Source organism: Nocardioides caldifontis, from assembly GCF_008087345.1.
Classification (GTDB): Bacteria; Actinomycetota; Actinomycetes; order Propionibacteriales; family Nocardioidaceae; genus Marmoricola_A; species Marmoricola_A caldifontis.
Window position 1 is genome coordinate 414,322 of record NZ_VHIB01000001.1, and the last position, 22,074, is coordinate 436,395.

Below are 22,074 nucleotides of genomic sequence, written 5' to 3' on the forward strand. Positions count from 1 at the left end.
TGGTGCGCCAACCGCCAGTGGGCCCTACTCGGTGTCCGAAGGTCCCGCGAGTTGAAGGTTCACTCGGCCCCGGTGGCTTGCGAGACCTGGCCGGGGCCGTCCGCCGCTGCGTCGACGGCTGAGTCCTGGGCCGGCTCGGGCGCGGCCGGCGGGTGGGGGACCTCGTCAGCGTCGGGGTGACCGGTGTCGCCGCCGGGCTGGGGTACCGGGGTGTCCTCGCCGTCGGGACCGCCGTCGGTACCAGCGTCGCCGTCGCCGGCGTTGCCACCGCCGTCGCCTGAGTCCTCACCACCGCCGTTGCCGGTGTCGCCTCCGGTGCTGCCGCCCGCCCCCGGGTCGTCAACAGAAGGCGCCTCGGGCAAGGGCGCCGAGTCGGTGTCGCCGTCCTGGGTCAGCTCGTCGACGACCTCGTGCGGGAGCTCGACCTGGACCTTCAGGTCCCAGAACTGGATCGGCGTGGCCGTGACGCGGAGCTGGGCGGCGGATCCGACCTGGCCCGCCGCGAGGGTGCAGAGCACGGCGCCGGCGGCTGCGGAGAGCGCGGTGGTGCGGAGCGTGCGCCAGGCCGAGCCGGCGGTGGCGTTCTCAGACATGCGTGTCGCTCCGGGTGTCGTGCTCGGCCTCGCGCTGACGGGGCAGGGGCTCGTCGCCGAGCAGCTGGCCGACGAGGTTGTGCACGTCGTCGGAGCCGGACGGGACGACGACACCGGCCTCGGCGACGTCGGCCTCGGCGCGCTTGCGGCGCGGCCGGCCGTCCCACAGGAGCACGACGAGCGTGACGAAGCCGGCGGAGATGCCGGCGAACTTCGGGTCCGCAGGGAGCTCGAGCAGGTGGGCCTTCTGCGGCAGGTGGATCCACGCCTTGCCGACGACGTCCTCGTCGGTCGGGTGCCACGGGTCCGGGTGGGGGTTGTTGTCGCCCTGGAGCGTGTACCCCTTCTCACCGTCGCCGCCGATGATCCGGTGGATCACCTGGCCCCCGTCGACCTTGAACGCGACGATGTCGCCCTTCGCGTAGCTGTCCTGCTCCTTGGTGATCACCAGGTCACCGGTGAGGTAGGTGCCGTCCATGCTGTGGCCCTGGACGTTGATGAACGCCGCGGGGCCACCGATCGTGGTCGGGGCGAAGGTGAGGTACCACAGCCCGAGGACCGCGAGCACGACGACGTTTCCGAGCGTCTTGCGGCTCAGCACGTAGGCGCGGATGCGGTTCATGGTCGTACCTCCCTTCGGTCACTGCTCGTGGTGCTGGGTGCGGGTGGTGGCGTTCGGTGAGCGCCACCACCCGCTTCGACTGGCCCGGAGGTCAGTTCTTGGGCAGCTGCGACAGCCCGGCGTAGCCTCCGTCCACCGTGATGCGGACCGCGTTCAGGTCCGCGATGTTGATGGGCGACTCGAAGGTCACACGGGCGTAGTCGGTGTTGCCGGAGTCCGCGATGATGCCGGACGTCGCACGCACCATCTGGCCGCCGCTCGAGTTGAGGGCGACGACGTGGAGGGCGCTGCCCTCGCAGTGCGAGCCGTTCAGCTGGACGCGGGCGTTGACGACGTTCGGCGGGTTCAGGTGGTCGTTGCTGCCCCACTCGATGACCCGGGCGCTGCTCGCGCAGGTGAGGTCGGTCGCGTCGCCCGACTGGATCGGGCTGGCGCTGACGCCACCGGCGAACCCGGCGGCCGAGGCAGCGGCACCCGCGGCGAGAATCGCCACGACCGGCACGGCGATGAGCTTCTTCATGGTGTCTCCTTCTTGGTGGGGACACGTCCCCCCAGGTATTCCGATCCGCCCCCCTCGAGCGGATCGCGACGTGGGTCAACCATCGCGGCGTGGGCGTGGGCGCCTCATCGTCACAATTGGGTAAACCGCCGGCCGTCCTCCGAGGAGCTCCCATCGACGCCAACCAGCTGACGACGTACCTCCGCGACCACGTCGCCCCACCCAGTGCCGGCGCGGTCGTGCGCAACGGCGGGGTGGTCGTCGCGACGGACCGTGTCGACGAGACGGCGGACTTCGAGGTCGGGTCGGTGAGCAAGGCGGTCACCGGGCTGCTGTACGCCGACGCGCTCGACCGTGGTGAGGTCGCGACCGACACGACGCTCGGCGAGCTTCTTCCGCTCGCCGGCGCACCCGCCGCGGAGGTTCGCCTCGCCGACCTGGCGGTCCACCGCTCGGGGCTGCCCCGGCTCCCCGCCGCCATGCACCCGTGGCGCCGGACCTTCGTGATGCTGCGGGACGGCACGAACCCGTACGGCGACACGCTGGCCGAGCTCCTGGAGCAGGTGCGGACGGCGAAGGTGGGGCGGCCGCGGCCTGCGTACTCGAACCTCGGGTTCATGCTCCTCGGCCACGCCGTCGCGGCGGCCGCCGGCACGACGTACCGCGACCTGGTGCGCACCCGCATCACCGAGCCCCTCGACCTCGACGGCTTCTACGTCGCAGAACGCGTCGAGCAGCTGAGCGGCAAGGCCGTGGAGGGCCGGAGCCGCCGGGGACGGCCGCGCGACCCCTGGGTCGGGGAGGGGCTCGGCCCTGCCGGCGGCATCCGCGCGACGGTGACCTCGGTGGCGCGGCTTCTCGCAGCGGTGCTCGACGGGACCGCGCCGGGGACGCGCGCGCTCGACCCCGTGGCACCGCTGGCGGGCAAGGCGGTGCGCATCGGAGCCGGGTGGGTGACGCTCGAGAAGCGCGGGCGCGAGATCGCCTGGCACAACGGCGGCACCGGCGGGTTCCGCAGCTGGGTGGGCGTCGACCGCGCCGCCGGCACCGGGGCGGTGGTGCTGAGTGCCCGGACCAGGTCCGTCGACCGCGCGGGGCTGGAGCTCCTGGGGAGAACGACCGGGTGAGGGTCGAACCTGTCGGCTCCCGGGGTCAGGATGGGGCCATGACGACGCCCACCGAGAACCTCAAGGCCGCCCGCGACCTGCTCCTCGAGCTCCGAGACGACCGCGAGCAGGCGCTCGAGCGGTTCCGCTGGCCCGACGTCGGCCCCACCTTCAACTGGGCCCACGACTGGTTCGACACCTGGGCGCGCGGCGACGACCGGCCGGGGCTGGTGATCGTCGAGGAGGACGGCGCGCGGGCGGAGTACTCCTTCGACGAGCTCGTACGCCGATCCGACCAGCTCGCCACCCGGTTGGCGGGCGAGGGGATCGGCCGAGGGATGAGCGTGATCGTCATGCTCGGCAACCAGGTCGAGCTCTGGGAGACGATGCTCGCGATCACCAAGCTCGGCGCGGTGATCATGCCGACGACGACGGCGCTGGGTTCCGCCGAGCTCGTCGACCGGATCGCCCGCGGCCAGGCGCGCGCCGTCGTCTGCAACGCCGAGGACACCGTGAAGTTCGACGGGATCGAGGGCGACTTCCTGCGGTTCTCCGTCGGCGACGCGCCCGAGGGGTGGCTGGCCCACTCCGCGGCGTACGACCTCGAACCCGAGCCCGTGCCGCACCCGGGCAACGGCACCGACGACCGGCTGCTGCTGTACTTCACCAGCGGTACGACGAGCCGGCCGAAGCTCGTCGAGCACACGCACCGCAGCTACCCCGTCGGCCACCTGTCGACGATGTACTGGCTCGGCCTCCGCCCCGGCGACGTGCACCTCAACATCTCGAGCCCCGGTTGGGCGAAGCACGCCTGGTCGAACTTCTTCGCGCCGTGGCTCGCGCAGGCGACCGTGTTCGTCCACAACTACCGACGGTTCGACGCCGCCGCGCTCCTGTCGCTGCTGCGACGCGAGCAGGTGAACACCTTCTGCGCACCGCCGACCGTGTGGCGGATGCTCATCAACGCCGACCTCTCCGGCGGGCCGGGCTCGCTGCGGGAGGCGATCGGGGCGGGCGAGCCGCTCAACCCCGAGGTGATCAGCCAGGTCGAGCAGCACTGGGGGCTGACGATCCGCGACGGGTTCGGGCAGACCGAGACCACCGCGTCGATCGCGAACACCCCGGGGCAGCCGGTCAAGGCCGGCTCGATGGGCCGACCCCTTCCCGGCGTGCCGGTGGCGCTCGTCGACCCCGTGTCCGGCAAGCCGATCGAGGGACCCGGCGAGGGCGAGATCTGCCTCGAGCTGAACGGTCCGCTCGGACGGCCGTTGACGTTGATGACCGGATACCAGGGCGACGAGGCGCGCAACGACGAGGCGATGGCCGGCGGCTACTACCACACCGGTGACGTCGCGAGCCGTGACGAGGACGGGTTCATCACCTACGTCGGCCGCACCGACGACGTCTTCAAGGCCTCCGACTACAAGGTCAGCCCGTTCGAGCTCGAGAGCGTGCTGATCGAGCATCCCGCCGTCGCGGAGGCCGCCGTCGTACCGGCGCCGGACGCCGTCCGGCTCGCGGTGCCGAAGGCGTACGTCGTGCTCGTCGCCGGCCACGAGCCCAACGCCGAGACCGCCCGGTCGATCCTCGCCCACGCGCGAGCCCAGCTGCCGCCGTACCTCCGCGTCCGCAGGCTCGAGTTCGCCGAGCTGCCCAAGACAATCTCCGGGAAGATCCGGCGCGTGGAGCTCCGCACCCGTGAGGAGCAGCTCGCCGACCAGCGCATCGACGCCGAGTGGCGCGACGACCAGTTCGACTTCTGACGGTCCTCGCCGAGCCGTCGCATCTTCACGGGGCTTTCCCGCCGAGTCGTCGCATCTTCACCCGGCATCGGCGCCGACCCGTCGCATCTTCACGCCGGAATGGGCGCGAGTCGGCGCGTCCTGCCGACGGGCTCGGCATCTTCTCCACAACTGTTCGATGCTGTTCGAATAATGTCGGTGGCCGGTCGTAGCGTGCTCGCATGGAGAACAAGCTGCCGGTCCACCAACGCCCGAACCGGGTGCACTGGGCCACCGGCCGGATCCACGAGGTCCTCGACACCGCACTGGCCGGCGGGATCCACCTCCTCGAGCTCGGCGCCACCGACACCGCGGATGCGTTGCAGGAGATCGCGTCGGCGCAGGCCCGGCTCGACGGGCTGAAGCTGCACCTGCTCGCGCACGCCGAGACCGTCGACGTCGCCCAGGAAACCGCCGCCACCAGCACCGCCGCCTGGCTGACCCAGACCACCCGGCTCCCCGGCGGTGAAGCGCGGAAGCTCGTCAAGACCGCTCAGCGGCTCCCGTCGTTCGAGGCCACCGCCACCGCAGCGATCGCCGGCCGGGTCGACGGGGCGCAGGCGAAGGTGATCATCGACGCCGTCGACGGACTACCGGCTGAGGTCTCGTCGACGGATCGGGCTCGCGCCGAGCAGCACCTGATCGAGCTCGCCGGCGAGTTCGACGCCGTGGCGCTCAAGCGGCTGGCCCGGCACCTGCACCACGTCATCGACCCCGACGGCGCCGACGCCGCGCTGGCCAAACAGCTCGAGAAGGAGGAAGCCCGGGCCGCGGCGAAGACAGTGCTGGTGATGTACGACGACGGCCACGGCTCCACCCACGGCCGGTTCACCATCCCCTCGGTCCATGGGGCGATGCTCAAGGTCACCCTCGACGCCCTGATGTCACCCAAGCGACCCGACCCCATCGCCCGCGAGGTGCCCGCGCCCGCGGTGGACGGCGACTAATCGTCGGAGCGGCTCGTCACCCGGCCACTCGAAGAGCTCCGCGGAGAAGCCCTGTGCGAGCTGCTCGAACGGATCCCGACCAAGAAGCTCCCCGAGTCCGGCGGCCTCTGCACCGTCCTGGTCACCATCCCGCTCCACGTCCTCGAACGAGGGCGGGGCGTCGCGAACCTGTCCACCGGCGGCTCGATCAGCGTGGGTGCCGCCCGAAGGTTGGCCTGCCGGGCCGGGATCATCCCCCAAGTCCTCGACTCCAGATCGGTGGTGCTCGACCAGGGCCGCCGCACCCGGCTGCACACCCACCCCCAACGCATCGCGATGGCATCGAGGGACAAGCACTGCACCGCCACCAGCTGTCGGATCCCCGCCTCGTTCTGCCACGCCCACCACAAACAACCCTGGTCCCGCGGCGGCCGAACCACCGTCCGAGACGGCACGATGCTCTGCCCCAGGCACCACCGGATGGTCCACGACCCCCGCTACACCACCGACTACAGGGACGACGGAAAGACCTGCATCACAAGGACTCGTCGGCGGCGGACGTGATCGGCCAGGTCGCATCCCGAGTCTCAGCGGAGAGAGCGCGCCGCGAGGGGCGGCTGAACACCAGCACCGCGGGCTGTCACCGGACGGCAGCAGGGTCAGCTGTCGTGCGTTGCGTCCGCACGCCGGCCAGCAGGAGGAGGAAAGCCGCGATGATGAGCACCGGCTCGACAGCCAGCGCGGGGCCGAGCCCGTGGTGATCAGCCAGGGTGCCGATGAGGTAGGGCGACCCGGCGCTCAGTGCTCCGACGAGGAGCTGCGTCCGCGCGTTAGCCTGGTCCTCGTGGCCCTGGGCGGCGCCCAAGGTGAGGGCCAGCGCGAGCGGGTAGACGTTCGCGACCCCGACGCCGCAAGCGAACAGCCCGATGACGGCCAGCACCGGCTCGTCGCTCACCCAGAAGAGACCGAACCCTGCTGCGGTGAGCGCCAGCGAGCCGTGGAGCAGCACAACGGTCCGGCCGGGCCGCCTCGTCACCGCCGCGCCGCCGACCCGGCCGACCAGGATGCCGAGGTAGTTGCTGCTCAGCGTGGTCGCCGCCACCGCCGGCGTGAGGCCGGTGCCGATCAGCACCTCGGCGCCGAAGTAGACGATGCAGAACTCGATCGCCGTCGCCAGCGCGGTCAGGCCGGCGAACACCCAGCAGGCGAGCGGCAGCCGTTCGTGACCTCCGTCGGCCGGTCGGCCCCGTGATGCCGGCATCGGACTGCGGCGCAGGAAGACCCACATCCCCGCCAGGACGACCGCCGGCAGCGCGAACGCGACCCGCCAGCCGAGTGCGGACGCGGCGAGCGCACCGAGCACCAGCGGCGCCACGACGGCGGACGCACCTGCACCGACGTTGGCCTCGGTGAGCGCCTTGTCGCGCCGCTCCTGGTGCCGGTCGGAGAGCACCGCCTGGACGACCATCAGCAGCGTCGTGCCTGCGATGCCCATGACCGCGGTGCCGACCAGGGTCGCGGGGAGGCCGGAGCCGATCGTGAACAGCGCGGCGCCGAGCGCGGTGACCGCTGCCGACCCCCACAGGAGCACGCTCCGCGAGAGGTGCCGGGCCGCCCGTGCGAACGTGAACCCGGCGACGCAGGAGCCGAGCGCCCAGAGAGCGGAGTAGAAGCCGAGGAGCGTGTACGAGAAGCCGAGCTCCTGCCGGAGCAGCGCCAGGGACGGTCCGAAGGCGTACAGCCAGAACGTGAAGCAGCCGAGCGCCGCGTAGCCGAGCGCCGTCGCCCGGTCGCGTACGAAAGCGTCGTCCGGCGCGACCGAGGCTGCGGACCCGGACGGCCGCGAGCCGGCGGAGTCGGTGCGCGCAACGGCGCCGCTGGAGGGGCGCCGGTCATCCGTGTATCGATACACAAGTAGAGTGTAGGCCGTGCCGTCCACCGATGACCACCCCCGCAGGCGACCCACCATGCGGGACGTCGCGCGCGCGGCGGGCGTCTCGCCGATGACGGTCTCCTACGCCTACTCGCGCCCCGGGCGGGTCTCCGCCGACGCGGCTGCGAAGGTGCGCGCGGCTGCGGAGCAGCTGGGGTACCCCGGCCCGGACCCGACCGCCCGGTCGCTGCGGCGCGGCCGAGTCGGCAGCCTCGGTGTGGTGCTGGGCGAGCGGCTGACGTACGCCTTCGACGACCCGCAGGCGGCTCGGTTCCTCTCCGGCGTGGCCGACGTCTGTGCCTCCGAGGGCGTCGGGCTCACCCTCCTGCCGACCACCGGCGCGGAGACCGACGTGCAGCGGATCGCGCAGGCGGTGGTCGACGGGTTCGTGCTCTGGACGACCAGCGACGACGACCCGGTGCTCGACGCGGTCGCCGGCACCGGACGTCCGGCCGTCGTCCACGCAGGCCCCGCCCGCGCGGGGCTGCCGGTGGTCGGCATCGACGACACGGCGGCAGCCACGGCGATCGGTCGGGCGGCGTTCGCCGGGGCAGAGCGTCCGCTCGTGCTCGGCTTCCCCGTCGACCGCGACCGGCAGCGACTGCTCGTGCCGGCGCCAGAGGTCGGGCCCATCGCCTTCCCGGTCACGCGACACCGGTGGACCGGGATGCTCGACGCCTGGGCGGAGGGCGGCGGGGCCCCCGAGGAGCTGCGGCTCGCGACGTGCTCCGGCAACGACGCCGCCGAGGGGGAGGAGGTCGCCTACGCGCTGCTCACAGGTGACGACCCGCCCGACGCGATCGCCGCGATGAGCGACGAGCTGGCGCTCGGGGCGCTGCGGGCGGCCGCGCGAGCGGGGCTCACCGTCCCCGACGCGGTGGCGGTCACCGGTTGGGACGACAGCGACGCAGCTGTCCCGGCCGGGCTCACCACCGTCGCCCAGTCGTTGCGCGAGCAAGGTGCGCACTGCGCCCGGGTCGCGCTCGGCGGCGAGGTTGCGGGGGTCGAGCGGTGGGAGGTCGTCGTACGGTCGACCACCCGCGCCGACCAGAACCGGGGCACGGGCGCGTGAGCCGGACGCCCGGGTCTCAGCCCGCCCATGCGCTCCACAGCTCGGCGTAGCGACCGCCGAGGGCGAGCAGCTCGTCGTGGCTGCCCTCCTCGATGACGCGTCCCTCGCGCATCACCAGGATCCGGTCGGCGGTCTCGGCCTGGCTGAGCCGGTGGGCGACCACCAGAGCGCCGCGGCCGGCCGTCACCGCCGATGCGGCGCGCTCGAGGTCCCGCGCGCCGGCCGAGCCGGCCTCGGCCGTGGCCTCGTCGAGCACCACGAACCACGGGTCCGCCAGCACCACCCGGGCGAGGGCGAGCTGCTGGGCCTGTGCCGGGGTGAGGGTGTGGCCGCCGTCGCCGATCCGCGTGTCGAGCCCGTCCGGCAGCGTGCGCACCCACCCGGAGGCGAGCACGGTGCGCAAGGCGTCCTCCACCTCGGCGTCCGTCGCGTCCGGAGCCGCCAGCGTGACGGCGTCGCGGACGGTGCCGGCGAAGACGTGGAAGTCCTGGCTGACCAGCACGATGCGCGACCGGACGGCGCGGGTCCCGAGCGAGGCGAACGGGTGGCCGGCGAGCGTCACGGAGCCCCTCGTCGGAGTGAGGACGCCGGCGGCGATCGCGCCGAGGGTGGTCTTGCCGGCGCCGGTGGCGCCGACCAGCGCGACCCGCTCGCCCGGGAGCAAGGTCAGCGTGGTCGGCTCGAGGACCGGCCGCCCCGGAACGTACTCGTGGCCCACCCCCGACAGTCCGAGCGGCCCCGGGCGGTCGAGCCCCGACGGCGCACCAGGGACCGGCCGGTCCGGCAGCAGCGTCACCCCGACCAGCCTGGCCAGCGAGGCGCCCGTCGACTGCAACGAGTCGAAGATGAAGAGCAGCGCGTTGATCGGGTTGAACAGCCGGTGGAAGTAGAGCGCCGCCGCGGTCACCGCGCCGACGGTCGCGGCGTCCGAGCGGACCAGCCAGAAACCGGTGCCGAGCACGGAGGCCAGCCCGATCAGCTCCGCCCGGTTGGAGCGGCCGAAGAACCGGGTGAGCAGGTGGAAGACGTCGACGGTCAGGTCCCGCGCCCGGGCCGAGCGCTGCTCGATGACGGCCAGCTGCCGGTCCTGGTGGCCGAACGCGCGCAGCGTCGCCGCGCCGCGCAGCCCGCCGACCAGCGCCTCGGCCCGCTCGCCCTGGGCGACGCGTTCGCGGGCGTAGTAGGGGCCGGAGCGCGGGAGGTACCACCGGAGCCCGAGCACGTAGAACGGCGCCGCGACCAGCCCGGCCAGCCCGAGCCGCCAGTCGAGGGCGAACAGCCCGCCGGCGGTGAACACCACCAGGACCACCGAGTTCACGAGCATCGGCACGATCTCGCCGAGCGCCTCGGCCACCGTCCGTGCGTCGTCGCCGACCCGGGACAGCACGTCGCCGGTGCCGGCTGCCTCCAGCCGCGCCGAGTCGAGGTGGAGAGCCTTGTCGAGCACCTCCTCGCGCAGCTCCGCGAGGGCCGGCTCGCCGGCGCGGGCGACGAACGCGACCGACAGCACGGTGAAGATCCCGCCGAGCACGGCGGCGACCGCGATCGCCACCGCCTCCCTGGTCACCGAGGTGCCGCCGGCACCGACCGTGTCGACGATCCGGCCGAGCATCCACGGCGGCACCAACGCGCACAGCCCGACGACCACGAACGACACGACGGCGCCGAGCAGGGGGCCGCCGTGGCGCCGGGAGAGCCGCCAGGCCGCAAGGGTGGTCTCGCGCCGGGACGCGATCGGCAGCAGGTCGCGATCGCTCTCGGGGGCGGCGGTGGCGAGCCGGTCGGCGCTCATCGCAGCACCAGCTCCCGGTAGACCGGGTCGGCCGCCAGCTCGTGGTGGCTCCCCTCGACGACGGTCCCGTCGGCGCGGACCAGCACCACCCGGTCTGCCTGTGCCAGCAGCGCCGGCGCGGAGGTCAGCACCCACGTCGTACGGTCGGAGCCCGGCGCGTGCCGCGCCGCGCGGATCCCGGAGGCGATCCGCTGCTCGGTGACCGAGTCGACGGCGGTCGTCGGGTCGTGGAGCACCAGGACCGGTGCGTCCGCGGCGAGCGCACGGGCGAGGGCGATGCGCTGCCGCTGGCCGCCGGAGTACGCCGCGCCGTCCGGGGTCACGTGCTGCTCGAGCCCGTCGGGCACCAGGGCGACCACGTCCGCGGCGGCGGAGGCGTCGAGGAGCTCCACGAGCCGGTCGGGTCCGAGCGCGTCGAGGGGGTCGACGTTGCTGCGGAGCGTCCCCTCGAAGAGGTCCACCTGGTGCGGGGCGACGACGAGCAGCCGGTGGCGGGCGGTCGTCGAGAGGTCGTCGAGCGGCGAGCCCGCCAGCCGCACCGCTGACGACCCCTCGGCGAGCAGCCGGACCAGCTCGCCCGCCGCGGCCGGGTCCTCGACCGCGAGGCCGAGCAGCTCGCCTGGGGCCGACCGGAGGGTGAGCGGCGGCAGGTGCTCGCCGCGGAGCCCGTCGAGCTCGACCGTCGCGGGACCGGCCGGGTCGGTGGGACCGGCGGCGACCAGCGGCGGGGTCGCGAGGTGCTCGACGATCCGGCGGGCGGAGGCGTGGGCCTGGGCCACCTGGGCGCTGATCGAGCCGAGCACCTCGAGCGGCTCGGCGAGGTACTGCGTCAACCCGACGACCACCACCAGCTCGCCGATCGTGATCTCCCCCTCGACGGCCAGCCGCCCGGCCAGCAGCGCGACGAGGGCGAGAAAGAGCCCGCCGGTCGTCGAGGTCAGTCCGAGCATCCCGCCGAACGACTCCGCGCTCCGGATCCCGGCGAGCCGGGCGTGCCGGCTGTGGCCGCGGTACCGCTCCGCGGCGACGTCCTCGGCGCCGATCCCCTTGAGCACGCGGAGCCCGCGGACCAGGTCGGTGGCGATGCCGGTGGCGAGCGCCGCGCTCGCCTGGTGGTGCCGGGTCCGCAGCGCGACGACCGGGGTGAGCACCTGGATCAGCACGAGGACGAGCGGGGCGCCGAGCAGGACCACGAGCCCGAGCACGACGTCGATCCGGAGCAGCACCCACGCACTGAGCGCGAGCGAGCCGACGGCGGACGCGGTGTAGCCGAGGGAGCGCAGCGCGAAGCCGACGTTGGTGGTGTCCGAGGTCGCCAGCGACAGCGTCTCGCCGGGCAGCAGCCCCGACCGTGCGCCGCGGGGATGCAGCGAGTGCGCGGCGATCTCCATCCGGAGCCGGTGCATCTCCCGTTGCACGACTCCGTAGCCGAGCCGGGCGCCGAACCGGTAGGAGAACGAGAGCACCGTGAAGAGCGCCGCCAGCCCGAGCCCCCACCACAGCAGGAGGTCGAGCGCGGAGGTGGCCACCGCCCGGTCGATGACCAGCCCGATGAAGACCGGCACGAGCGTCTCGCAGAGCTGCCAGCAGGTGAGGAGCAGCAGGGAGCCGGCCATCGGCGCCCTGTTCCGGCGCAGCCCGCGGACCAGGAGCCCCCACGGCGTGCGCGGTGGGGGCGGGGTCACGCTGGCAGGCACCCGGAGCAGGGTACGGCGGTGCGGCAGCCGCCCCGGAGGCCGGGCTCAGACGAGCGTGCGTTCGCGGCCCTGCCACTCCTTCGCCCGCAGGTCCTTCTTCAGGATCTTGCCGGTCGGGTTGCGCGGAAGGGCGTCGACGATCTCGATCGACCGCGGGCACTTGAACTTCGCGAGCCGCTCCTCGCAGAACGCGACGAGCTCCTCGCCGGTCGCCGTGGCCTCCGGCTTCAGCCCGACGATCGCCTTGACCACCTCGCCCCACCGGTCGTCCGGGACCCCGATGACGGCGACCTCGAGGACCGCCGGGTGCTCGGCGAGGACCCGCTCGACCTCGGGCGAGTAGATGTTCTCGCCGCCCGAGATGATCATGTCCTTCAGCCGGTCCTCGACGTAGACGTAGCCGCCCTCGTCGACGCGACCGATGTCGCCGGTGCGGAACCAGCCGTCCTCGGTGATCACCTTCGCGGTCTCCTCGGGCTTGCCGAGGTACCCCTTCATCAGCTGCGGCGTACGGAACCACAGCTCGCCCGGCTGCCCGGGCTCGACGTCCTTGCCGGTCGCGACGTCGACGACGCGCATCTCCGCCTCGGGGATCACCGTCCCGGCGGACAGGAGCCGCTCGGGGTGCTCGGCGTCGGTGTGGGCCTCGGGCAGCAGGTGGGTGATGACGCCGCAGACCTCGGTCAACCCGTAGACCTGCATGAACTGCGTGTTCGGCCAGGCCTCCATCGCCGCGCGGAGCAGCGGGGTCGGCATCGGCGCGGCGCCGTAGGTGTAGGTCTTGAGCGCGCCGAACAGCTTGATCGCGTCCGGGCCGCTCTGCAGCACCTGGGCGAGCACCGCCGGGACGAGGAAGGTGCGGTTGGCGCCGTTCATGATCGCCCACGCGAGCGAGGCGCCGTCGGGGTCGCGGGTCATCACGCTGGGGATGCCGTCGAAGATCGAGAAGAGGATGTACGACGAGCCGCCGACGTGGAAGAGCGGCATGGCGACGAGCGACTTGTCGCCCTCGTCGAACCCCCAGCCCTCGTGGGCGTTGTCGGTGTGCCGGATCATGCTCCGGTGGGTGAGCATGACGCCCTTGGGGCGGCCCGTCGTCCCTGAGGAGTACATGACCAGGCAGACGTCGTCGGCCGAGGTCTCCTCCGGCCGGTCGAGCGCCGTCGAGCCGGCCAGCCAGGCTTCGTACTCGTCCACCTCGGCGCCGTCCGGGGTGACGGTGATGATCTTCTCGACGGTCGTCAGCTTGTCGCGGATCGCGTCGATCGTCGGCAGCAGCTCGACGCCGACGAAGAGCACCTTCGCGCCGCAGTCGTTGACGGCGTAGTCGACCTCGTCACCGGCCGAGCGCCAGTTGACGATCGCGTGCGCGGCACCGATCGACCCCGCCGCCAGGGTGATCTCCACACAGGCCGGGTGGTTCTTGTCGAGGAACGCGACGACGTCGCCCCGACCGACGCCCAGCGCCCGGAGCCCGCCGGCCGCGCGCCGGACCCGGTCGTTCCACTCCGACCACGTCCACCGCCGCTGGCCGTACAGCACGGCCTCCCCGTCGGGGTCCACCGCGGCCCAGTGGGCGAGGGGCTCGTCGAGGGTGCGGGGCTCGGAGGGGAGACGCGTCAGGAAGGTCATGGGTCCGGACTGTGACACAGGCCACGTCCGGCGGCAACGGTTCCGGCCGAGCGCCCGGCGCAGGCGCGGCGGCTCAGCGCAGGAACGCCTCCAGCAACGGACCCGCCGTGCTCGACCCGGACGTGCCGTTCTCCACGAAGACCGCGACCGCGAGGTCGCCGCGGGTGGCGACCATCCAGGCGTGGGTCGGCAGCGAGCCGCCGGGGCCGGCCTCGCCGTGCTCGGCCGTCCCGGTCTTCGCGCCGATCTCGCCCGGCAGCCCCGCGAGGAACGAGCCGGAGCCCTCGGTCACGACGGCCCGCATCAGCCCGCGAAGCGCCCGCGCCTCAGCCCCGGTGAGCGGCACGTCCGGCTCCGCCCCGGGGGCCGTCTCCTCCAACAGGTGGGGGACGACGGTGCGTCCCGCCGCGACCGACCCGGCCACGGCGGCCATCGTCAGCGGCGAGGCGAGCACCCGCCCCTGCCCGATGAGGTCGGCGGCCGCCTCCGTCTCGCTCTCGGGGGCCGGCACCTGCCCGAAGTACGCCGGGAACCCGAGGTCGAAGTCCTCGCCGAGCCCGAGGGCCTCCGCCGCGGCCGCGAGCGTCCCTTCGTCGAGCCGGTCCCGGGCCTCGATGAAGGCGGTGTTGCACGAGTGCGCCACGGCCTGCCGGAGCGTGATCCGTCCCAGCATCGACGGCGGGTAGTCGTCGTAGTTCTCGAACCGTTTGCCGTCGACCACCGTCGAGGCCGGGCAGTCGACGGGGCTCTGCGGCGTCAGCCCGCTGCGCAGCAGGGCCAGGGAGCTGACCAGCTTGAACGTCGAGCCGGGCGCGTACTGCCCGTAGGTGGCCGCGTTGAGCCCCTCGTTGGCCGGCCCGTTGGCGGCCACCAGGATCGCGCCGTCGGAGGGGCGCAGGGCGACGAGCGCCGCCACCTCGCGCTCCCCGCCGAGCACCCGCTCGGCCTTCAGCTGCAGCCGGTGGTCGAGCGTGGTCCGCAGCGGCGTCCCGTCGACCGGGCCGTCGTTGAAGAGCGGGCGCCGCTCGCCCTCCTCGTCCACGGCGGCGACCTCGATGCCGGTGGTGCCGGCGAGCTCCTCGTCGTAGCGGAGCTGGAGCCCGGAGAGCCCGGCCACGTCGCCGGCCTGGAGCCGCCCCTCGGACTCCTCGACGAGCTCGGCGGTGACCGGTCCGACCCGGCCGAGGATCGGCGCCGCGAAGTCCCGGGTCAGCCCGAGCGGCATCTCGTCCTCGATCGCCACCGCCCCGCGGATCCGGGAGTACGCCGCGTCGACCTCCCGTGCGTCGTCGGGGCGCAGCACGATCGCCTCGACGAACGCCTTGTCGCCGGCCGCGCGCACCGCCTCGACGTAGGGCTTCACCTCGACGCCCAGCACGCGGGCGACCCGTGCGGCGCTGTCCGCCGCCAGCCGCGGGGCGACCTTCGTCTTGTCGATCCCGTAGCGGACCACCGGCCGCTCGGTCACCAGCGGGAACCCCTTCGCGCCCAGGATGTCGCCACGCGCGGCGGAGACGGTGGAGAGCGACAGCCGCTCGCCCTCCTCCAGCGACGGCTCCACCAGCGACGGCGCCCAGACGACCTCCCACCGGTCGTCGCCCTCGGTGAGCTGGGCGGTGGAGGTGTAGGACCAGGTGGTCCCGTCGATCTCCCAGCTCCACTCGAGCTCCGCCTCGCCGGAGCCCTCCTCCTCGGTCACGCCGGCGACCGCGACCTCGGGAGACCGGTCGCCCAGCCCCTCGACGACGCCGTCGAAGGCCGCCTGCGGCGCCTCGCCGCCGAACAGTGCGGCGGGGAGCTCGCCGGCGGTCAGTGCCTGCGCCAGCTCGTCCGCCGCGTCTTCGGCGCCGTTGTCGTCCGACGTACAAGAAGTCAGGGCGAGGCTGAGCGTGACGAGGGCCGGGAGGAGCATCCGCATGCTGGCAGCATGCCACCGGCCGCCGACAGCCCCCCGACAGCCCTCCGCAGCACCCGGCAGCCCTCCGCAGCACCCGGCAGCCCTCCGCAGCCGCCCCCGGCGCGACTACCGTCCGCCCTCACCGGGTAGACCTTCCGCATGACCACGGACACGAGCGCCCGCTACGTCACCGAGGGCGAGGCCTTCGACCGCGACATGAGCTACATCCCCGACCGGGTGACCGCCGAGCCCGGACGGTCGCGCGACCCGTTCGGCGGCGAGGAGCTCGACGTCCCGACCTGGCCGGTGGAGCCCGGCCGCTACCGGCTGGTGGCCGCCAAGGCCTGCCCGTGGGCGAACCGGTCGATCATCGTCCGCAACCTCCTCGGCCTCGAGCACGTCATCTCGCTCGGGCTCGCCGCCCCGGTGCACGACGCCCGCTCGTGGACCTTCGACCTCGACGAGGACGGCCGTGACCCGGTGCTCGGGATCCACCGGCTCCAGGAGGCCTACTTCAACCGCTTCCCGGACTACCCGCGCGGGATCACCGTCCCGGCGCTCGTCGACGTCGAGACGAAGCAGGTCGTCACCAACGACTTCCCGTGGATCACCCACGACCTCTTCTTCGAGTGGCGCGAGCACCACCGCCCGGACGCCCCCGACCTCTGGCCGGCCGATCGCCGCGAGGAGATGGAGGACGTGATGCAGCGGATCTTCACCGAGGTCAACAACGGCGTCTACCGCTGCGGCTTCGCCGGCTCCCAGCAGGCGTACGACGACGCCTACGACCGGCTCTGGGCGACCATGGACTGGCTGGAGGACCGGCTCGCCGGCCGGCGTTACCTCATGGGTGACGAGATCACCGAGGCCGACGTCCGGCTCTTCACCACGCTCGTCCGCTTCGACGCCGTCTACCACGGCCACTTCAAGTGCAACCGCAACCGGTTGACGGAGATGCCGGCGCTGTGGGGCTACGCTCGCGACCTCTTCCAGACTCCCGGGTTCGGCGAGACCGTCGACTTCGGCCAGATCAAGGCGCACTACTACGTCGTCCACCAGGACATCAATCCGTCCCGGATCGTCCCGAAGGGGCCGGACCCCACGGTCTGGGCGACACCGCACGACCGCGGCTGATCCGTCCCGCCAGGGAAGTCCCGCCCGTTCCGGGCACTACGACCCGGCTGGCGGGGGAAGTCCGTTGCGCCTGTCATTAGCCCTTTCGGGTGGTACGCCTGCGAAAAGCGGTTCTGACCGCCCAAAGTCCCTGCCGACGTGACCCCTGCGTCCGCCACAGTGTGCGACGGCGCCCCAAGTCCTGGGGCGTGACCGACCGCGCACCACGCACCAGGAGTCAACATGAGAAAGCGACTGACCGTCGCCGCGCTCGCGAGTGCAGCGATGCTGCTCGCTCCGGTCGCCGCCTCTGCCGAGGAGACGGCGAACCCGTCCGACGCGGGCACGACCGCGAGCGACCCGGACGAGATCAAGCCCTTGCAGCGCGTCAGCGCTTACGTCGAGCCGAGCGTGGCCTACATCGGCATCGAGTGGAGCGGCTACGTCTTCGACCGCTACAACAAGCAGTACCTCAACAACGGCAACCCGTTCACGTTCAGCATGCAGTGCACGGGCTACGTCGTGAACCCGGACGGCTACATCGCCACCGCGGGCCACTGCGTGGACCCGAAGGAGGTCGAGGCGACCTTCTTCCAGGCCGCTGCCGAGTGGGCGATCGAGAACAACTTCTACGACGGCTTCTGGACCGCCGAGGAGCTCCCGGAGCTGAACAACTACCAGGTACGCAACTCCCAGGAGCGCAACGGCCCTGACCGCACGGTCACCGCTGCCTGGGGCGTCTCCGCCGGCGGCGTGCAGACCGGCAAGGCGCTTCCTGCCCGGGTCGTGAAGATGCAGCCCTTCGGCCAGGGCGACGGCGCGATCCTCAAGGTCGAGGCCGACAACCTCAACGCGCTGCCCCTGTCCGACGAGGACCTGGGAGTCGGCTCGGAGATCGTCGCACTGGGCTACCCCGCGTCCGTCGACCTGGTGACCGACCAGACCTTCTCCCCGTCCTACAAGGAGGGCGCGATCTCCTCGGAGAAGACGGTCTCCAACGGGCTGCTCAAGGTCTACGAGGTCTCCGCGGCGGTCTCCGGCGGCATGAGCGGTGGCCCCACCGTGAACCTCGAGGGTGAGGTCGTCGGCTTCAACAGCTTCAAGGTGAACAGCGCGGTCGAGACCCAGCAGTTCAACTTCATCCGCCCGGTCGACACCGTGCGGGAGCTGATGGCCGACACCGGCGCGGACAACACGCTCAGCGAGGACACGCAGAACTACCGCGACGGGCTCGACGCGTTCTTCGACGGCGACAAGACCGAGGCCGTCGAGAAGCTCGAGGCGGTCGTCGACAGCCAGCCGACCTTCGAGCTCGCCTCCGAGTACCTCGCCAAGGCCAAGGACCTCCCGGACCCGGTCGACGAGGGCAGCGGTGACGACGAGGGCGGCAACATGGGGCTGATCCTCGGCATCGTCGGCGGTGTCGTGGTCCTCGCGCTGCTCCTCGGTGGCGTGCTGCTCGCGATGAGCCGTCGCAAGAAGGGCGGCTCCCCGGCCCCGGCCGGCCAGTACGCGCCGGTCCCGCCGGCCGGTGGCCCCGCGCCGACTGCTCCGTACGTCCAGGGCCCGCCGGCTCCGGCTCCCACGCCGCTGCCCTCGGGCAACGTGCCGCCCGCACCGGTCGCGCCTCCGGTGCCGTCGACCCCGGCCGCTCCGACCGGGTTCGTCGCCCCGCCGCCGGCGCCGCAGGCGGCGGCCGCCCCCGAGGCGGTCGTGCGGCCCGAGGACGAGGCGCCGACGCAGACGGTCACCTCGCCGGTGGTGCAGGACACGACGCTGTTCTGCTCCAACTGTGGCACCAAGGGCGAGCCGAACCAGCGGTTCTGCAAGCACTGCGGCACCGCGCTCTGACACAGCACCACCACAGCACCAAGCAGACGGCACGTGGCCGGGACCTGGAGTCCCGGCCACGTGCCGTTCTGTCGTCGGTCGCCGCCCCTGACCCGGGGTCAGCTGCTGATCTCGCGGCGACCGCTGGAGCTCCCGATCGCGATCTTCCGTGGCTTGGCCTGCTCCGCGACCGGGATCCGGATCGTCAGGACGCCGGCGTCGTAGTCGGCGGTCAGCGCGTCCACGTCCAGGCTCTCGCCCAGGAACAGCTGGCGGCTGAAGGCGCCGTAGCTCCGCTCGGCCACGATCCGCTCGACCTTGTCGTCGTCGAAGCGCGGACGGCGCTCGGCGTGGACCGTGAGCACGTTCTTCTCGACGGTGAGGTCGATGGAGTCGGGGTCGACGCCCGGGACCTCCATCTCGATCACGAACGCCTGGTTGTCACGGAACGCGTCCATGGGCAGCGTGGTGGGTCGCGCCATCGAGCCGAAGACGCTCTCGGTGAGCCGGTCGAGGTCGCGGAAGGGGTCGGTGCGCATCAGCATGGTCTCGCCTCCTCGTTGGCTTGCGGACCCGGATGGAGGTCCGATCTCTATCGGTCAATAGAGATTTTATACTCTGCTCGACGCGCGTCAAGTACAGTGGCTCCTGCATATCTGCGGCTGAGGAGGTGTGGCGTGCCACGTCCGTTCGACGGTTCGTCGCCCGGTCCCGCTCCGCACGGGCTCGACCGGCGCGGCCTCTACGGCATCTCGGTGACCGCGGAGCTGACCGGGGTGGCCCCGCCCAACCTGCGTGCCTACGAGGCGAAAGGGCTGATCGAGCCGACCCGCACCGAGGGCGGGACCCGGCGCTACAGCGAGCACGACCTGCACCGCATCGCGCGGATCAGCGGGCTGCTCGACGAGGGGCTCAACCTTCGCGGGATCGGCTACGTGCTCGAGCTGGAGGCCGAGACACAACGGCTGCGCCAGGAGATCGAGGAGCTCCGCGCCCGCCTCGGGAGGGGGGCGGCGAGGGGCGGCTCCAGGGACGAGCGCTGAGCCTCAGCGCGGCAGCCGCCGCGCGCCGAGCACCGCGACGTCGTCGTCCCGGGTCGGGTCGCGCATCACCGCGGCGAGCTGCTCGAGCTCGTCGTGGGTCGGCCGCGGCCGCAGCCGGCGGCAGGTCTCGGCCAGCCGGTCCTTGCTGTCCTGCAGGTCCTCGCCGCGCCGCTCGAGCAGCCCGTCGGTGAACATCAGCAGGGTCTGCCCCGGGAGGAACGGCACGACCGTGCGCCGGCGCTCGACCCGCCCCACGCCGAGGATCGTGCCGCGCACGGTGTCGATGAACTCGGCGTTCCCCGCCTCGTCGAGGAGCAGCGGCGGCGGGTGGCCCGCGCAGGTCAGCACCACCTGGTCGAGCCGCGGGTCCACCAGGGCGTAGAGCAGGGTGACCAGCTGCTCGCTCGGGAACCGCTCGTAGAGCAGGTCGAGCCGGTTGAGGACGACCTGCGGGTCGGGGTCGACCGCCACGAACGCGCGCACCGCCGAGCGGACCTGGGCCATCGCCGACGCCGCCTCGACGCCGCGCCCCATCACGTCGCCGATGATCAGCGCGAACCGGCCGTCCTGGAGCTTGATCGCGTCGTAGAAGTCGCCGCCGACCGACACCCGCCCGGCCACGGCGTACGCCGCCCCCAGCTCCCACCCCGGGACCTCCGGGAGCGCCGCCGGCAGCACCGCCTCCTGGAGCCGGTCGGCGACCTCCTTCAGCTCGCTGTGGAGCAGCGCGTTGTCGATCGCGATCGCGGCGCGCCGCGCGATGTCCTCGCCGAAGATCAGGTCGGCCTCGCTGAACCGGCGCGCACTGTCGCCGTTGACCCAGGTGATCGTCCCGAAGGAGCGGCCGCGGGCCCGGAGGGCGACGGTCATCGCGCTGCGCAGGTTGAGCCGCCGGACCGTCGCGGCGTGCTCGGCCGACCGCGCGCCCGCGTCGATCATCTCGTCGGTGATCTCGGGGAGGAGCAGGGACTCCCCGGTGCGGAGCACCTGGTAGGCGCCGGTCTGGGCGTCCGGGTCGGTCGGGTAGCGCCGCTCGTACTCCATCGCGAGCGCGACCTTCTCCGGGTCGACGTGGGCGACGGCGATCGGGCGGAGGAAGCCGTCCTGCTCGAGGTGGATCGCGCACCAGTCGGCGAGGGCGGGCACGGCGAGCCAGGCGACGTTGCGGAGCGTCGACTCGTAGTCGAGGCTGCTGGCGAGCTCGCTGCTCGCCTCGGCCAGGAATCGCAGCATCGCGGTCTGGGCGTCGACGGTCTCGCGCGCCCGGATCCGCTCGAGAGCCTGCGCGCAGGTGTCGGCCATCGCCCGGTAGACGGCGAGCTCGGCGTCGTCGATCTCGACGCGGCTGGGGAAGGAGAGCGTCGCGACCCCCGCGACCTCCTGGTTCACCACGAGCGGCAGGCAGAGCAGGGAACGCTCGCCCGGGGCGGAGTACGGCAGCGCGGGGAAGCGGCGGTCGAGCTCCGCGCGGCCGGCGATGAGGAGCGGCTCGCGGGACAGGGCCGCGACGCCCGCGGGGGTGTCCCCGTCGATCGGGAACCGGGCGTACTGCGTCGCGGCGGCCTGGCTGGCGCCGCGCAGCCCCACCATCTCGAGGTGGTCGCCGGACCGGGTGGACAGCGAGGCGGCGGTGGCGCCGGCCGCGTCGGCGATGTGCGAGACGACGACGTTGGCGAGCCCCTCGATGTCGCCGACGCGCTGGAGCTCCGCGGCGACGGCGACGAGCCGGGTGAGCCGCCCGGAGACGACCACGGCGCGCTCCGCGCCCGGCTGGGTCCGTTCGAGGTCCACCACCACGCCGGCGGGGCGGTCGCCCACGTGCGCCCTGGCGATGCGCGCCTGGACCGGCCGGGGGCCGGCCGCGCCCGTCACCCGGAGCTCGCCGGACCAGCTGCCGGTGGCGGCGGTGAGCCGGAGCACCTCCTCGAAACCGCCCCGGTCGCGCTCGTCCATCGCCAGCGCGGTGAACGGCTCACCGGCGCGCTCCGAGAGCCGGACCCCGAGGAGCTCGTCGGCCGCGGCGTTCGCGACGAGGATGCAGCCCCCGTCGTCGAGGAGCACCACGGCGCGCGACAACGCGGACAGCCACGGCCTGAGCAGGTCGTGCGACTGGCCGGTCAGTGGTTCGGGCACGCCGCTCACGTGGCCCCCTTCCGGGTCAGGAGGCCCATCGAACCCCAAGCGGGGTGTCCACGTCAGCCTCGGGTGCGCCGGGCGTCAGGAGCGGACCAGGCGGGCGATCGCGTCGCTCGCCTCCTTGAGCCTGGCCTCGGCGTCGGGGCCGCCGGTGCGCACCGCGTCGGCGACGCAGTGCTCGATGTGCTCGTCGAGGAGCCCGAGCGCGACCGACTGCAGCGCCTTCGTCATCGCGGAGACCTGGGTGAGGATGTCGATGCAGTACGCCTCCTCCTCGACCATCCGCTGCAGCCCGCGCGCCTGCCCCTCGATCCGGCGCAGCCGCTTGAGGTAGTCGTCCTTCGAGGCGAGGTAGCCGTGCGGCGCGGTGTCCGTCATGCCGGGATGATACCCCCAGGGGGT

Annotated in this window: 19 protein-coding genes; 8 read left to right on the top strand and 11 right to left on the bottom strand. The window is 72.9% G+C overall.

Going from position 1 to position 22,074, the window contains the following annotated elements; all coding sequences use genetic code 11:
* Positions 1-59 precede the first annotated feature (59 nt).
* The 3 genes from FIP57_RS10075 to FIP57_RS10085 form a co-directional block, all read right to left on the bottom strand.
* Positions 60-593 (bottom strand): hypothetical protein, encoded by a 534-nt coding sequence (locus FIP57_RS10075; protein ID WP_148573383.1) that lies wholly within the window; start codon positions 591-593, stop codon positions 60-62.
* Positions 586-1,215: a signal peptidase I gene (locus FIP57_RS10080; RefSeq protein ID WP_148573384.1), complete on the bottom strand. Its 630-nt coding sequence runs from the start codon at positions 1,213-1,215 to the stop codon at positions 586-588. Before FIP57_RS10080 ends, FIP57_RS10075 begins: the two co-directional genes overlap by 8 nt.
* 91 nt (positions 1,216-1,306) lie before the next feature.
* Positions 1,307-1,735: a hypothetical protein gene (locus FIP57_RS10085; RefSeq protein ID WP_148573385.1), complete on the bottom strand. Its 429-nt coding sequence runs from the start codon at positions 1,733-1,735 to the stop codon at positions 1,307-1,309.
* A gap of 116 nt (positions 1,736-1,851) precedes the next feature.
* Here FIP57_RS10085 and FIP57_RS10090 point away from each other — a divergent pair, with 116 nt between their 5' ends.
* The 4 genes from FIP57_RS10090 to FIP57_RS24500 all read left to right on the top strand — a co-directional run bounded on the left by FIP57_RS10090 (position 1,852) and on the right by FIP57_RS24500 (position 6,091).
* A complete protein-coding gene (locus FIP57_RS10090; RefSeq protein WP_238993384.1) occupies positions 1,852-2,841 on the top strand; it encodes a serine hydrolase domain-containing protein in 990 nt (329 codons plus the stop codon).
* A gap of 38 nt (positions 2,842-2,879) precedes the next feature.
* Entirely contained in the window at positions 2,880-4,583 is a 1,704-nt protein-coding gene (locus FIP57_RS10095; RefSeq protein ID WP_148573386.1) for an AMP-binding protein, read from the top strand.
* 200 nt (positions 4,584-4,783) lie between these two features.
* Positions 4,784-5,548 (top strand): DUF222 domain-containing protein, encoded by a 765-nt coding sequence (locus FIP57_RS24425; protein ID WP_148573387.1) that lies wholly within the window; start codon positions 4,784-4,786, stop codon positions 5,546-5,548.
* Positions 5,549-5,863: 315 nt separating this feature from the next.
* Positions 5,864-6,091 carry an HNH endonuclease gene (locus FIP57_RS24500; protein ID WP_420846692.1) on the top strand — a complete coding sequence of 76 codons (228 nt, stop codon included), beginning with the start codon at positions 5,864-5,866 and terminating at the stop codon, positions 6,089-6,091.
* A gap of 76 nt (positions 6,092-6,167) precedes the next feature.
* On the opposite strand, the gene FIP57_RS10110 is transcribed toward FIP57_RS24500, so the two are convergent.
* Positions 6,168-7,439 carry an MFS transporter gene (locus FIP57_RS10110; protein ID WP_162529749.1) on the bottom strand — a complete coding sequence of 424 codons (1,272 nt, stop codon included), beginning with the start codon at positions 7,437-7,439 and terminating at the stop codon, positions 6,168-6,170.
* Between the two features lie 16 nt (positions 7,440-7,455).
* Here FIP57_RS10110 and FIP57_RS10115 point away from each other — a divergent pair, with 16 nt between their 5' ends.
* Positions 7,456-8,532: a LacI family DNA-binding transcriptional regulator gene (locus FIP57_RS10115; RefSeq protein ID WP_238993385.1), complete on the top strand. Its 1,077-nt coding sequence runs from the start codon at positions 7,456-7,458 to the stop codon at positions 8,530-8,532.
* 16 nt (positions 8,533-8,548) lie between these two features.
* On the opposite strand, the gene FIP57_RS10120 is transcribed toward FIP57_RS10115, so the two are convergent.
* The 4 genes from FIP57_RS10120 to FIP57_RS10135 all read right to left on the bottom strand — a co-directional run bounded on the left by FIP57_RS10120 (position 8,549) and on the right by FIP57_RS10135 (position 15,571).
* Positions 8,549-10,324 carry an ABC transporter ATP-binding protein gene (locus FIP57_RS10120; RefSeq protein WP_148573391.1) on the bottom strand — a complete coding sequence of 592 codons (1,776 nt, stop codon included), beginning with the start codon at positions 10,322-10,324 and terminating at the stop codon, positions 8,549-8,551.
* Complete coding sequence (locus FIP57_RS10125) at positions 10,321-12,021, bottom strand: ABC transporter transmembrane domain-containing protein (RefSeq protein ID WP_203231156.1); 1,701 nt, start codon at positions 12,019-12,021, stop codon at positions 10,321-10,323. Before FIP57_RS10125 ends, FIP57_RS10120 begins: the two co-directional genes overlap by 4 nt.
* A gap of 45 nt (positions 12,022-12,066) precedes the next feature.
* Positions 12,067-13,653: a long-chain-fatty-acid--CoA ligase gene (locus FIP57_RS10130; protein WP_203231157.1), complete on the bottom strand. Its 1,587-nt coding sequence runs from the start codon at positions 13,651-13,653 to the stop codon at positions 12,067-12,069.
* Between the two features lie 73 nt (positions 13,654-13,726).
* Positions 13,727-15,571, bottom strand: coding sequence for a penicillin-binding transpeptidase domain-containing protein (locus FIP57_RS10135; RefSeq protein WP_203231158.1), 1,845 nt, complete (start codon positions 15,569-15,571; stop codon positions 13,727-13,729).
* Positions 15,572-15,709: 138 nt separating this feature from the next.
* Between FIP57_RS10135 and FIP57_RS10140 the strand changes: the two genes are divergently transcribed.
* Together FIP57_RS10140 and FIP57_RS24315 are read left to right on the top strand one after the other, a co-directional pair.
* The gene (locus FIP57_RS10140; protein WP_148573392.1) at positions 15,710-16,684 is read left to right on the top strand and encodes a glutathione S-transferase family protein; all 975 of its coding nucleotides are present in this window, start codon (positions 15,710-15,712) and stop codon (positions 16,682-16,684) included.
* Positions 16,685-16,906: 222 nt separating this feature from the next.
* Complete coding sequence (locus tag FIP57_RS24315; protein ID WP_148573393.1) at positions 16,907-18,514, top strand: trypsin-like peptidase domain-containing protein; 1,608 nt, start codon at positions 16,907-16,909, stop codon at positions 18,512-18,514.
* 98 nt (positions 18,515-18,612) lie between these two features.
* On the opposite strand, the gene FIP57_RS10150 is transcribed toward FIP57_RS24315, so the two are convergent.
* Positions 18,613-19,038, bottom strand: a complete 426-nt coding sequence (locus tag FIP57_RS10150) for an Hsp20/alpha crystallin family protein (protein WP_148573394.1) — start codon at positions 19,036-19,038, stop codon at positions 18,613-18,615.
* Positions 19,039-19,170: 132 nt separating this feature from the next.
* Here FIP57_RS10150 and FIP57_RS10155 point away from each other — a divergent pair, with 132 nt between their 5' ends.
* Positions 19,171-19,536, top strand: coding sequence for a MerR family transcriptional regulator (locus tag FIP57_RS10155; RefSeq protein WP_148573395.1), 366 nt, complete (start codon positions 19,171-19,173; stop codon positions 19,534-19,536).
* Positions 19,537-19,539: 3 nt separating this feature from the next.
* Here FIP57_RS10155 and FIP57_RS10160 read toward each other — a convergent pair whose 3' ends face one another.
* Entirely contained in the window at positions 19,540-21,678 is a 2,139-nt protein-coding gene (locus tag FIP57_RS10160; RefSeq protein ID WP_148573396.1) for a SpoIIE family protein phosphatase, read from the bottom strand.
* 75 nt (positions 21,679-21,753) lie between these two features.
* A complete protein-coding gene (locus tag FIP57_RS10165) occupies positions 21,754-22,050 on the bottom strand; it encodes a metal-sensitive transcriptional regulator (RefSeq protein WP_148573397.1) in 297 nt (98 codons plus the stop codon).
* Between the last annotated feature and the right edge of the window lie 24 nt (positions 22,051-22,074).

Coding starts and splice junctions, on each gene's coding strand:
- FIP57_RS10075 (WP_148573383.1), bottom strand. CDS start 593: ATGTCTGAGAACGCCACCGCCGGCTCGGCCTGGCGCACGCTCCGCACC.
- FIP57_RS10080 (WP_148573384.1), bottom strand. CDS start 1,215: ATGAACCGCATCCGCGCCTACGTGCTGAGCCGCAAGACGCTCGGAAAC.
- FIP57_RS10085 (WP_148573385.1), bottom strand. CDS start 1,735: ATGAAGAAGCTCATCGCCGTGCCGGTCGTGGCGATTCTCGCCGCGGGT.
- FIP57_RS10095 (WP_148573386.1), top strand. CDS start 2,880: ATGACGACGCCCACCGAGAACCTCAAGGCCGCCCGCGACCTGCTCCTC.
- FIP57_RS24425 (WP_148573387.1), top strand. CDS start 4,784: ATGGAGAACAAGCTGCCGGTCCACCAACGCCCGAACCGGGTGCACTGG.
- FIP57_RS24500 (WP_420846692.1), top strand. CDS start 5,864: ATGGCATCGAGGGACAAGCACTGCACCGCCACCAGCTGTCGGATCCCC.
- FIP57_RS10120 (WP_148573391.1), bottom strand. CDS start 10,324: ATGAGCGCCGACCGGCTCGCCACCGCCGCCCCCGAGAGCGATCGCGAC.
- FIP57_RS10130 (WP_203231157.1), bottom strand. CDS start 13,653: ATGACCTTCCTGACGCGTCTCCCCTCCGAGCCCCGCACCCTCGACGAG.
- FIP57_RS10135 (WP_203231158.1), bottom strand. CDS start 15,571: ATGCGGATGCTCCTCCCGGCCCTCGTCACGCTCAGCCTCGCCCTGACT.
- FIP57_RS10140 (WP_148573392.1), top strand. CDS start 15,710: ATGACCACGGACACGAGCGCCCGCTACGTCACCGAGGGCGAGGCCTTC.
- FIP57_RS24315 (WP_148573393.1), top strand. CDS start 16,907: ATGAGAAAGCGACTGACCGTCGCCGCGCTCGCGAGTGCAGCGATGCTG.
- FIP57_RS10150 (WP_148573394.1), bottom strand. CDS start 19,038: ATGCTGATGCGCACCGACCCCTTCCGCGACCTCGACCGGCTCACCGAG.
- FIP57_RS10165 (WP_148573397.1), bottom strand. CDS start 22,050: ATGACGGACACCGCGCCGCACGGCTACCTCGCCTCGAAGGACGACTAC.